This window comes from Enterobacter mori LMG 25706, assembly GCF_000211415.1.
In the GTDB taxonomy this organism is placed as follows: Bacteria; Pseudomonadota; Gammaproteobacteria; order Enterobacterales; family Enterobacteriaceae; genus Enterobacter; species Enterobacter mori.
The window spans coordinates 34,215-46,158 of record NZ_GL890775.1 but is presented as its reverse complement, the minus strand read 5'-3'; the positions used below and the strand labels follow the sequence as shown (position 1 = coordinate 46,158).

9 protein-coding genes are annotated in these 11,944 nt (G+C 53.5%); 5 read left to right on the top strand and 4 right to left on the bottom strand.

Annotated features, from left to right (window positions below):
* Window positions 1-2: 2 nt before the first annotated feature.
* The 3 genes from ENTMO_RS0105275 to ENTMO_RS0105265 are packed head-to-tail and all read right to left on the bottom strand — an operon-like array spanning window position 3 to window position 2,811.
* Window positions 3-1,085 carry an ABC transporter ATP-binding protein gene (locus ENTMO_RS0105275; protein WP_010427876.1) on the bottom strand — a complete coding sequence of 361 codons (1,083 nt, stop codon included), beginning with the start codon at window positions 1,083-1,085 and terminating at the stop codon, window positions 3-5.
* A complete protein-coding gene (locus ENTMO_RS0105270) occupies window positions 1,082-2,095 on the bottom strand; it encodes an ABC transporter ATP-binding protein (protein ID WP_010427874.1) in 1,014 nt (337 codons plus the stop codon). The genes ENTMO_RS0105275 and ENTMO_RS0105270 overlap by 4 nt, the downstream gene beginning before the upstream one ends.
* Entirely contained in the window at window positions 2,092-2,811 is a 720-nt protein-coding gene (locus ENTMO_RS0105265) for a FadR/GntR family transcriptional regulator (protein WP_010427872.1), read from the bottom strand. Before ENTMO_RS0105265 ends, ENTMO_RS0105270 begins: the two co-directional genes overlap by 4 nt.
* 966 nt (window positions 2,812-3,777) lie before the next feature.
* Here ENTMO_RS0105265 and ENTMO_RS0105260 point away from each other — a divergent pair.
* The 5 genes from ENTMO_RS0105260 (at window position 3,778) to ENTMO_RS0105240 (ending at window position 10,860) form a co-directional block, all read left to right on the top strand.
* Window positions 3,778-4,440 (top strand): helix-turn-helix transcriptional regulator, encoded by a 663-nt coding sequence (locus ENTMO_RS0105260; protein ID WP_108415648.1) that lies wholly within the window; start codon window positions 3,778-3,780, stop codon window positions 4,438-4,440.
* A 193-nt stretch (window positions 4,441-4,633) separates the two neighbouring features.
* Window positions 4,634-5,260 carry a hypothetical protein gene (locus ENTMO_RS0105255; protein WP_010427868.1) on the top strand — a complete coding sequence of 209 codons (627 nt, stop codon included), beginning with the start codon at window positions 4,634-4,636 and terminating at the stop codon, window positions 5,258-5,260.
* A 251-nt stretch (window positions 5,261-5,511) separates the two neighbouring features.
* Window positions 5,512-7,761 carry a type I secretion system permease/ATPase gene (locus ENTMO_RS0105250; RefSeq protein ID WP_010427866.1) on the top strand — a complete coding sequence of 750 codons (2,250 nt, stop codon included), beginning with the start codon at window positions 5,512-5,514 and terminating at the stop codon, window positions 7,759-7,761.
* Window positions 7,758-9,107, top strand: coding sequence for an HlyD family type I secretion periplasmic adaptor subunit (locus ENTMO_RS0105245; RefSeq protein WP_010427865.1), 1,350 nt, complete (start codon window positions 7,758-7,760; stop codon window positions 9,105-9,107). Before ENTMO_RS0105250 ends, ENTMO_RS0105245 begins: the two co-directional genes overlap by 4 nt.
* A gap of 4 nt (window positions 9,108-9,111) precedes the next feature.
* Window positions 9,112-10,860 (top strand): TolC family protein, encoded by a 1,749-nt coding sequence (locus tag ENTMO_RS0105240; protein ID WP_029484985.1) that lies wholly within the window; start codon window positions 9,112-9,114, stop codon window positions 10,858-10,860.
* Between the two features lie 72 nt (window positions 10,861-10,932).
* Here the strand turns inward: ENTMO_RS0105240 and ENTMO_RS0105235 are convergent, their stop codons facing one another.
* On the bottom strand, window positions 10,933-11,934 hold the full coding sequence (locus ENTMO_RS0105235; RefSeq protein WP_010427863.1) for a hypothetical protein: 1,002 nt from the start codon (window positions 11,932-11,934) through the stop codon (window positions 10,933-10,935).
* Between the last annotated feature and the right edge of the window lie 10 nt (window positions 11,935-11,944).

Genomic DNA, 11,944 nt, shown 5'->3' with positions numbered 1-11,944 from the left:
TATCATGAGTTCCTTGAAGGAAGGGACGAGTGAGTGGCCGCGTGTTCAAACAGCGCGCGGCGGCGCAGGAAAGCGGCGGATGGCGGAGCAATCTGGATAACGCTGCGATCGCGGTTAATTTCCTGCCAGCGGTGGCAGGCAACCTGACGTCCGCCGTCGAGTACCTGATTAATCGGCTCGACCTGGCGGCATTCATCGGTAACGTACGGGCAGCGGGCGTGGAAACGGCAGCCGGACGGCGGACTGGCCGGGTTGGGCAGATCCCCCTGCAGCAGCGGCGCATCGCGCTCAACGCCCGGCTGCATCTGCGGTGCAGAGGCAATCAGCGCCTGGGTATAGGGGTGCAGCGGTGCGTCAAAAATCTCATCGACGGTGGCAAGCTCAACGATTTGCCCAAGGTACATGACCGCCACGCGATCGCTCATATGGCGGATCACCGCCAGACCGTGGGCGACAATCACCATCGTCAGCCCCAGCTGGTGCTTCAGGCTTTCCAGCAGGTTGACCACCTGCGCCTGAACGGAGACGTCCAGCGCGGATACCGGCTCATCGCCCAGCAGCAGCTTCGGTCCCGAGGCCAGCGCACGCGCAATGCCGATGCGCTGGCGCTGGCCGCCGGAAAACTCGTGCGGGTAACGCCCGGCCCAGGCGGCAGGCAGACCAACGGTTTTAAGCAGTTCGGCGACGCGGTACTGGCGGTCCGCTTTTTTCATGTTCTGATGCAGCCACAGCGGCTCACCGACAATCTGCTCCACCGTCATGCGCGGGTTCAGCGAGGCGAAGGGATCCTGAAAGATAATCTGCAGCTCGCGCCGGAGCTGGTTAAGACGGGCACCGGAGGCGTCGGTGATCTCTTCCCCCTGATAAAACACGCGCCCTTCGCTGGCGGCCAGCAGGCGCAGCAGCAGACGTCCGAGGGTAGATTTCCCGGAGCCGGACTCGCCGACAATCGCCAGCGTTTCGCCCGGCATCACCGAAAGTGAGACGCGATCGACCGCCGTGACAAAGCGTGCCGGGGTAAAGAGCTTTTTCGGACCGGGGAAGCGTTTACTCAGGTCGCGGGCTTCAAGAATGGGGATGGTCATGCGATTTCTCCCAGGGCAATGTGCTGTTCGAGCGGCACGCGGAAGCAGGCAACCTGATGGCCCGCGCCGAGCGTAGTAAGCTGCGGTTTTTCAGCGTGGCAGCGCGTCTGAGCAAACGGGCAGCGCGTTGCGAAACGGCAGCCTTCAGGCATGGATTCCGGCAGCGGTACCGCGCCGGGAATGGTGGAGAGTTGCCCTTTACGCGCCCCGAGAGAAGGAATCGAGCCCATCAGGCCGATGGTGTACGGATGCTGCGGGTCGGCGAATATTGCCTCGACGCTGCCCTGCTCCACCACCTGGCCGGCATACATCACCGCGACCTGCTGGGCGACTTCCGCCACCACGCCTAAATCGTGGGTGATCATCAACACCGCCGTGCCGGTTTCCGCTTTCAGGGTGTTGAGCAAGGCGAGGATTTGCGCCTGAATGGTGACGTCGAGCGCGGTGGTGGGCTCATCAGCAATCAGCAGTTTAGGGTGGTTGATCAGCGCCATCGCAATCATCACCCGCTGGCGCATGCCGCCGGAGAGCTGATGCGGATAGGCTCTGAGGCGCATCTCTGCCGCCGGGATCTGCACCTTCTCGAGGATCTGCAGCGCGACCTTCATCGCCTCGGCGCGCGAAACGTTCTGGTGGCGTATGACCGCTTCGCTGAGCTGATCGCCCAGCGTAAACGCCGGATTGAGCGAGGTCATGGGCTCCTGGAAAATCATCGCCAGCTCGCTGCCGCGCAGATCGGCATATTCCCGCGGCGAGAGCTTGCGCAGGTCATGACGGCGAAACTGCATCTCACCGCTGACAATCTGCGCGCTGGCGGGCAGTAACCCCATCAGCGCTAATGAGGTGATACTTTTTCCGCAGCCGGACTCCCCCACCAGCGCCAGCGTTTCGCCCGCTTTGACCGTCAGGGAAATGCCGTCAAGCACGCTCACCGGCGAGCCGGAAAACCTGACGTTGAGATTATTCAGCCGCAATACGGGCGTGGCGTCCTTAAAGGGTATGGTCGTCATAGCGTGAAATCGTCCTCAAGGTGGATCGCCTGAATCAGCGCGGCCTGCAGGCTGAGCAGGTGCTCGCGCATCGCGGCGGCTGCTTCATTAGGCTGACGATGGATAATCGCGGACATGATCTTGTGATGGTGGTCGTTGTAGCTGTCGACACGTTCAGGCGTACGGGCAAGTTCACGCAGATGCTGCCAGCCGGGTTCCCGGCGGACGGCATCAATCGCATCAAAAAGCCCGAGCATCAGGCGGTTGCCTGCGGCTTCGGCAATGGCGCGATGAAAGGCGCTATCCCACAGTTCGTTGAGATCGCGGTCATCCGGGCTGACCTTATCAATGCGTTCCAGCATGCGCTGCATGAGCGCGAGGTTTTCCCTGGTGGCACGCAGTGCCGCAAGCCGGGCTAAGCCGGGTTCAAGCTGTAGACGAGCTTCCATCACTTCCAGCAGGTTAGTCTGCTGAACCAATCCCTGAAGGGCCAGCGGTTCAACAGGGGCTGCCGGGCCAATAAAGGTCCCTTTCCCCTGCTTTCGCCAGATACGCCCCTCTTCTTCCAGCACGTCCAGCGCACGACGGACTTCACGTCGCCCTACGCCGAGAGTATCCGACAGCTCACGTTCCGTGGGCAGCGGAATGCCTGGTGTTGACTCGTGCTGGTTGATTAGCCCGCGCAGTTGCTCAAGCGCGGTGCTGGAATTGGCCAGAAACCGTGACGGTTTTTCCATATTGGTTCGCTCGCTTTCATCATGACTTTATTTTTATTAACGATAAGTTATTGATATGACGTGCTACTTATCGTGCTAATGATTAAGCAATAAACGAACCAATTCGCCATTGGTTCAAATATAAATGACAGGGGTAAAATTAAGGCGATGATTTTTAATATATTATTTTAATCTATTCGGTCGGGCACAGACACACGCCAACACACGTACATGCCAGGAAATGCACAATAATAGTGCGATACATGCACCAAAAACGATCAATTGTTAATATTATGCACCTAAATTGTTTTTGATATGTTAACCAATGATTATGTCATATGCGCAACTGTGCCCCCTGGGGGTTGAGGGATCCCCAGTAATTTTTAGTAGCGAGGAACTTAAAGTGAACAGAATAACCCCACAGCCGTATGTTCCCCCTCACCCCAGCCCTCTCCCTCAAGGGAGAGGGAGTCGTCTTTGCCGGCATTATTTTGTGGGGATCCCTCAAACCTGGGGGCGAGCGTTCTCATTATTGATATCTTCACAATCTTCTTTCGCCGATCCCGACCATTAAAATACGCTTGTCATTATTCTATTTTTTTATTTTTGCCAACAGACCATTTTAGATATTTAAACGATTAACTCTGATTACTTTAGTTAATAAAGTCCGGGGACGTAACGGTCGATATTCCCGATATCTCAATATACATTCCACGACGTAAAGAGCGCATCATCAAAAATCAACAAAACGACAACAACCACAACGCCAAATAAACATTTCACATGTCACATTTTCATTTAAGAAATCTTGCAAGCAACTGTTTTTTAATCATTTAATTCTTAATAAGAGTGCCAGCGTGACAATTCATATTATTTAATTAAGAATTTTACCTGGTGGTCTGTATGATTATTCCTAAAGAACGAAAGCAATTTCGCCAAACATCTTCTCATTATTAATGTATCGATTCAGTGCGTGTGAGGTAAAATATGTACAGTGCGACTAACAACCCAATCTATTTATCTTCCACTGATAGACTGCCCGTCTGTCATACGCCATCTATGCATTGCTATGGTTGTGATAAAAAATGTCATTTTGACAATTCCGCACTGCATGAAATTAAAGAGTGCACGGGTCTTGAGTATTACATCTGGCCTGACAATAATAGCTTTCTTGTTGAAGGCATTCGTCATTATTTCACTGACGTAAATGATAAATACATTACTCAGCCTGTGGTGATTATTGATTTTAGCCATAAAAACATCAATTACTTCCTGTCAGACAACTGGCTGGATCAGTTCAAGAACATGAGACTGATTCTTGTCACCGATAAGAAGATGACCGCCATTGCCCATTACTGGTTTTACAACGACACGTCCGACACGACGATAAGCTCGGTGATCTTTTACGACGACACGGCCGAGGAGGTGGCAACAAAACTGCAGAAAACCTTCCTCGCGAAAACGATTAAGCCCGCAGGCAGCAGGCCAAAACTGAGCCAGAATGAATACAGTCTGTTTGCGTTTCTTTTCAACGGATGGACGCCCAAGAAAATCGCCTACCGAAACGGAACCAGTGTCAAGAACACCTATGCGATGAAAAACAGAATCGAACGCAAGCTGGGTGTGTCAATTACGCGACTCGCAAGCTGACGTATACTGAAAAAAACGGCTGGCATGGCATCATGCAGTAAAATACTCGCTGTCGAAAATTCCTGGTACGACCGCGAGTAATCTTACTGCTACCCGTTTTCATCCGTAATGCAATTTTAAGATGAATGTTGATATATTATATCAAATTTAATATTTATAATATGGACGCACTGCGTTTAACTTAATGGATAGAGTGATTATTAATAATATTGAACACCACGACAACGCAATGCGCTGCTATGGATGCGTGAATAAATGCGACTATACATCTGTACAAACAAAAAAGAATGTAGAGTGTACCGGTGTAGAATTTTACATTTGGCCAGAGAATAACTCATTCCTGATTGAGGGACTGCTGCAGTATTTTAGCAATATTAATTCAAAAGTAATTTCACAGCCTATTGTGGTTATTGACTTTAACTATAAAAACATAAATTACTTCTTAACAAACAACTGGTTAAGTCAGTTCAAAAACTCCAGATTGATTTTAATCACGGATAAAAAAATGGCCGCTATCGCGCACTACTGGTTTTACAACGACACGAGCGAAACGGTCATCAGCGCGGTCATTTTTCATGATGATGTGACAGAAGATATCAAAACCAAGATTAACCAATCTTTTATGGGCAAGATCACACGCCCCTCGGAGAAAAAGGCAAAGTTAAGTGCAAATGAATATGCACTTTTTGCTGAATTGTATAAGGGACAACTGCCGAAAAAAATTGCCATGAAAAATGCGACTAACGTAAAAAATATCTATGCCATGAAAATACGTATAGAGAATAAACTTGGCGTTCCCATTTCAAGACTTGCCAGTTGAATAGTAATACGCAGGAAACAGACATTTACCTGCCGGGATGTAAATTATTCCTAAGCGAGTGGTTACTTATCCTTATTGTGTGCCTGATGCTTAACTCATACACTAAGATATTGCCAGCGCTTGTATTTTCAGCATAAACAATCCGCTACCACTCATCGTATTCATGGATGTTTCTGGTCGTTTTTTAAATCGCACATTCTTTACTTTTTTAATGCTAAGTGAGGAACGTCACTACAGGTCTGGATTCGATAATGAGCACGCATCTTTCCACCGTTGAAATTAATTCAGAGCACGACTTCAATAATATTGAAGATCCCCGAAAAGATTCCCTTCTGTGGGGTGTTGAATGGCTTTGTACACATCATGCTAAGTTTGCCAGCAAAGAAGTCCTCTATGCTGGCCTGCCAAAAAGCGACAAGCTTGAGCCAGAAATGGCATTGCGCATGCTTGACCAGATGGGAATATCTGCCGGTTGGGTAAAGCGCGATCTGAGCACCCTCTCCTCCTGGCTATTTCCTTTACTGATAGCACGTAAAGACGGGACCTATTGCATTCTTACCGCGCGTAACGGAAAGCGCGGAGAACATACTTATAAGATTGTGGTACCGGAAAACGAAGGAACCGTTGTCGTGACGGAGGCGGAGTTAAACGACGTCTACGGCGGTTATGCCCTCGTCACGACGCGCAAGCCGACGCTGGACGAGCGTGCAGACGACCAGCTGTTGCCGCAGGCTCAGGCGGAAGGGCATTGGCTCTATTCGACGCTATGGCGCTACCGCCACTACTTCTACAGCGCGGCGCTGGCCGCTCTGCTGGCGAACATTCTCACGCTGGCAGGCACCTTCTTTACCATGAACGTCTATGATCGCGTCATTCCCACGCAGGCCTACGTGACGCTGTGGTCGCTGGCGATTGGCGTGGTAATTGCCATTGTATTTGAATTTTGTAGCCGACAAATTCGAGCCTACCTGATCGACATCGCCGGGAAAAAAGCGGACCTGATACTCGGGGCAAAACTGTTCCGTCAGGTGATGTCGATGCGAATGGAATACAAGCCACAGTCCTCGGGCACCTTTGCCAACCAGCTGCGTGATTTTGAGGCCGTGCGCGACTTTATTACCTCAGCAACGCTTGCAACGTTGTCCGACCTGCCGTTTTGCGCCCTCTTCATGTTCGTCATCTACCTGATTGGCGGCCCGCTGGCGATCGTGCCGTTAGTCGCGATGCCGCTGATTTTGATTGTCAGCATCATCATCCAGTGGGCGCTGGGCCGCTACATGGAAGAGAACGTCCGCGAAATCTCACTGAAGCAGGGTTTGCTGATTGAGAGCATTGAAGGGCTGGAAGCGCTGAAAGCGGCACAAGGTGAAGGGGTGATGCAAAAACGCTGGGATGATTTCAGCGCTCTGGCCGCCGCGTCGTCGATGAAAACGCGTTATCTCTCGATGCTGACGACCAACTTTGTCTCTTTCGTGCAGCAAATCACGACGGTCTGCATCGTCGTTCTTGGCGTGTATCTCATTCACGCCGGCGAGCTGTCGATGGGGGCGATGATTGGGGTGGTGATCCTTTCCAGCCGCTCGCTTGCACCGCTGGCGTCGGTTGTCGGGTTAGCGCTGCGCTATCAGCATGCCAAAACCGCGCTGAAATCGCTGAACCAGCTGATGGAAACACCGACAGACCGCGATGCCTTACTCAATTATCTGCCGACGCCGAATTTCACCGGCAGCATGCGCCTCCACAAGGTGGGCTTTACCTATCCGGTGCCGGGCATGATGGTTGCGCCGCGCATCCTCGACAACATCAACATCAATGTTGAAGCCGGTGAGCAAATCGCCGTGCTGGGCAAAATCGGCAGCGGAAAATCGACGCTGTTGCGCGTGATGGCCCGCCTGTATCAACAAAGCAGCGGCCAGATGTTCATTGACGGCGTAGATGCCACGCAGATTGACCCGGCGGACTGGCGAGCCGCAGTGGGCTATGTCGGCCAGGATTGCCGTCTCTTTTTCGGCACGCTGCGCTACAACATCATTATTGGCAACCCCGGCGTAAGCACGGAGGAGTTCCTGCGCGTCGTGCGTCTGACCGGGCTGGATCACGTGGCCGCCAGACATCCGCTGGGTTTTGACATGCCAATTGGCGAAATGGGCAACTGCCTTTCCGGTGGACAAAAACAGCTTGTCGCCCTGGCCCGCTGCCTGCTGCTGCGCCCAAAGGTCCTGCTGATGGATGAACCCACCAGCTCAATGGATGCCATGACCGAAACGCTGTTCCTGCGTCGGCTCAAAGAGGCGACGCAAGGGCAAACGCTGATCATTGTGACCCATCGCATGTCGGTACTAAGCCTGGTTGAGCGTCTGATTGTGCTGGAAGACGGGCATGTCGTGAAAGACGGGCCAAAAGATCAGGTGATGGCCAGCCTGAATGAGAATGTGATGAAGAAAAAACAAGCGATGCATTCGGTTGAAGAGAAGCAACAGAAACAAGGTGTAAATGGATGATGAACGAGGACGAAGTGAATCATAACGCCTCAAAGGGAGAGGCCGACTCCGGGACGGATGCATCCTCCACGGCGTTGAGAAAGGTAGACAGCAACGGCGGGAAAACGCAGCTGGCAGTGCAAAAACCGCAGGCCACAGGAAAGGTCAAAGCAGACGATTTGAAATTCATGAATGACCTGCAGGGCGCGCTGATCGCACAGAAAACCCCGTTCAGCATGATCATGCTCTACACCATCGCCCTGGTGGTGGTGGTGTCGCTGGTGTGGGCGCATTTCGCCCGGGTTGAGGAGATCACCCGTGGCGATGGCAAAGTGATCCCGGCCAGCCGCGAGCAGCTCATTCAGAGCCTGGAAGGGGGCATTCTTGAGGAGCTGAACGTTCAGGAGGGGGATATCGTCGAGAAAGGGCAAATTCTGCTGAAAATTGACCCGACCCGCGCCGGGGCCAGCTACGGTGAATCCCTCTCTAAAGTGCAGGGGCTTAAGGGCAGCATTGCCCGTCTCCGCGCGGAAGCTTACGACACGCCGTTGTCCTTCCCGCCCGATATCGCCGGAATTGAGTCTATCGTGCGTGATGAAACCCAGGCCTATAACGCGCGCCTCAAAACCCTGAACGAGAGCGTTCAGGCCTTACAGCGCAGCCTGTCCCTGGCGCAAAACGAGGTCAGCCTGTCAGAGCCGCTGGCCCGCAAAGGGCTGATGTCAGATGTGGAGATCCTGCGCCTGAAGCGTCAGGCCAACGAGTTCAGCCTGCAGATCGCAGAGCGGACCAACCGCTTCCGCTCCGACGCCAACAGCGAGCTTAACCGGCTGGAATCTGAACTGGCGCAGGCGGAAGAGATCCTGCGCGGGCGTCAGGATGTGATGAACCGAACCACAGTGGTTGCGCCGGTACGCGGCACCGTCAACAACATACGCGTGACCACGCGCGGCGGCGTTATCCAGCAAGGGGCGGAAATCATGACCATCATCCCGCTCGAAGATAATCTGCTGGTCGAAGCCAAAATCAAACCGTCCGATGTGGCCTTTATCCATCCGGGGCTGCCCGCCACGGTAAAAATTACCGCCTACGACTACGCCATTTACGGCGGGTTAACTGGCGTCGTCGAGCACCTGAGTTCCGACACCCTGATTGATGAGGAAAAAGCGCGTCAGGGACGTGGCGATTCGACCTATTACCGGGTCTTCGTCCGCACCAATCGGGCGGCACTGCAGGTTAAAGACAAGGAGTTCCCAATCATACCAGGCATGGTGGCGAACGTTGAAATCAGAACCGGGGAGAAGACCATTTTGTCTTACATCCTCAAACCGATACTGAAAGCGCGCGAAGCATTCAGAGAGAGATAATTTTATGTTTAAGGCACGTAAAGAGCGTCGTTGGGCCAGGGTAGCCACTGCGGTTGCACTCTGTTTGCCCTGCTCTTCTTTTGTCATTCCGCTCCACGCGGCTGACATGGCGCAGGTTAAAAAAGACCTGTCCTCGCTGCCGCCGATGCGCACACAGTCACAGTTAACCCGCGCCGCGCAGACGCCAGCGCAGCCTGCGGTACGCGTGAGCACGCCGGGGACGGTTCAACGGACTTCGCTGCCCTCGATGCGCACGCAGTCGCAGTACGCCAGTACGCATAAAACCGTACCTACGCAAACGTACCCCGCATCGCGACCGGCAAGCTACGCCGCGACGCAGCAAACTGTGGCACCTGAGCCGAAGCTCGAGAACAGTACGAGTAACAAAGCGGCACTGAAAACGAATTACGATTTCTTCCCGCCCGTTAAAGAATACTATAAGCCCGAACCGGCCTACGCGAACGTTCGCCAACAGGGCGCATCGGCAAGCCCCCGCGCCACCAGCGGCATGTCGCACGGCTATTTCAACGGTGCCAGCACCAATGATTCGCGGGAATTCCTGCGCAGCATGGTGGCAAGAGCGCTGGCGTACAGCCCTGAGCTGCGTGCGGCCTCCTCTGAGGTTCTGGCCTCGGACTACATGGTGGATCAGGTCAAAGGCCAGCGTATGCCGCAGGTGCGGCTGGGCGTAACGTCGCCGCTGACAACCGTGGGGGGAGACCGCCAGTCGTCCAACAATACGCATATCAGCGACTCCAGCGGGACGGTATCCGTCAACACCCCGGTGATCGACTGGGGACGAATCAGCCATCAGGTCGATAACTCGCTGGAAACGGCAAAAGCGGCCCGCTATTCCAAAGAGTATTCTCGCGAGCAGCTGGCCTATAACACCGTGTCCGAGCTGATGAACATGAGTCGGTACCAGCAAAGTAAACAGGTGGCGAAGAACTATGTTGGCCGCATGAAAGAGCTGGTCAACATGCTGTCACAAATCACCCAGGCGGACCGCGGCAGAGAAAGCGAACTGGTGCAGGCGAAAGCGAAACTGATGTCCGCTCAGGCGAGTCTCGACAACATCGAGCATCAGCTGAGCGCCAGTAAAATCAAGCTTGTGCGCCTGCTTGGTGCAGAGCCTGTGCTGCCAGAGAATTTGAGCTGGCAGGATACGATTATCCCGGCATCGGTCGCCATCGGCTCGCTGGACAAGAACCCGATGATGCTTAACCTGCAGTCCAAAGTCCGCGCGGCGGAATCGGAAGCAGAAAGCATTAAATCGGCTGCGCTGCCGCAGGTAAACTGGGTGGTCTCCAAAAGCACCGCCAAGGACAGTAACGGTAACGAAGCGGGCTGGTATACCGGCCTGAACGTGGAGTGGGAGGCGTTTAGCGGCGGCTCTCAGCGCGCCGCTCAGATGACGGCCCGCGCAAAAGCCAACGTGGCGCAGCAGCAATATGAAGTGAGCTACCGCGATCTGGAGTATCAGATTAACTATCAGGTGCAGGTACGCGACTCATCATTCCTGCGTGCAGATGATTACGAACGTCTCTCAGGCGAATCTGACCGCGTGCGCCAGATGTTCTACCAGCAGTGGTATCACCTGGGAAAACGCACGTTGCTTGATGTGCTGACCGCTGAAAACGACCACTTTAACAACCAACTTTCCGCCATCAATAATCGTTATGACGGGTACATTTCCAACGTGAACGTCATTGCCAGCGCCGCGATGATGCTCACCTGGATGCGGATAGCCTGAGCCGTATCGACCTGATAAAAAAAGCCAGACCCTCATTGCTGAGGGTCTGGCTTTTTTATTGCCCTTCGCGTCTTACCAGAGGGCGTTTTCTTTATCGATCTCCGCCCAGCGCAAATACATGTCGCTCGACATCATGAAATCGTTATGCCATTTCCACCAGGCGTGGAGGGTGTAATAGGCCAGACAAGGCAGGTAGCTCAGCAGGAAGTACACCTCAAACCACACCTTCCACCCCAGCAGCGTGAGCAGCAATCCCACCACGGCCGACCAGACAAACTCCACACCCACTAGCATCACCAGCCTCAGCCACAAAGGTTTCCCGGACAGGCTGCGCCAGGGGATTGTCGGGGAGAAAAACAGGGGGATCTCGTTGAGGAAAAGATGCCCCAGGAAGATATACCGCTTCGTGAACCGTAAGAACAGCAGATTAATGGCCAGCACCACCGCGCAGAGCACCAGCATGGTAATGATGGACTCGAGGGTGAAGTAACGGCCATAGCGATCGAACTGTTCACTGTTCCGTAAGGGGCTAATCGTCAGCAGGTTCATGACGACGGACATGACGACAGCAATGGCGACATAATGGGACAGACGTTTATATTTCCCTTTGTCCCGCGCCGAGGCGATGACCTGTCGGATGTAGATCGAACGCATCGCTGCGAACATTCCCCAGACGATGAACGGCGCGACGATGGCCAGCGTCAGCAGCACGATCCCCGGCTGAGCCAGGGTGAGCATCAGCGCAATAATGCCTGCGAAAACCAGCGTGGCGATCGCGAGCACCATCACAGGTTCGACAATCATCGCATTCACCGGCTTATTCTCTTTCTGCAGAAACACAGATAAATCGACATTTTTGACCACGCACTTATAGGCCCAGAACGCCTTGAGATCGGCAATGAAGCTATACAGAATCAGCGCAAAAATACCGCTCGCCAGCCAGGCATCCTGCCGGGTAAAGGAAAACCCGGCGTTTTTCCAGTAAAAACCCATCAGGATCAAGGTCACGATAGAGATAAAAAGAAGGTTCCTTTTATCCTGAAAGCGAATGAACGTTAAATAATCTGGAATCATATCTCGACCA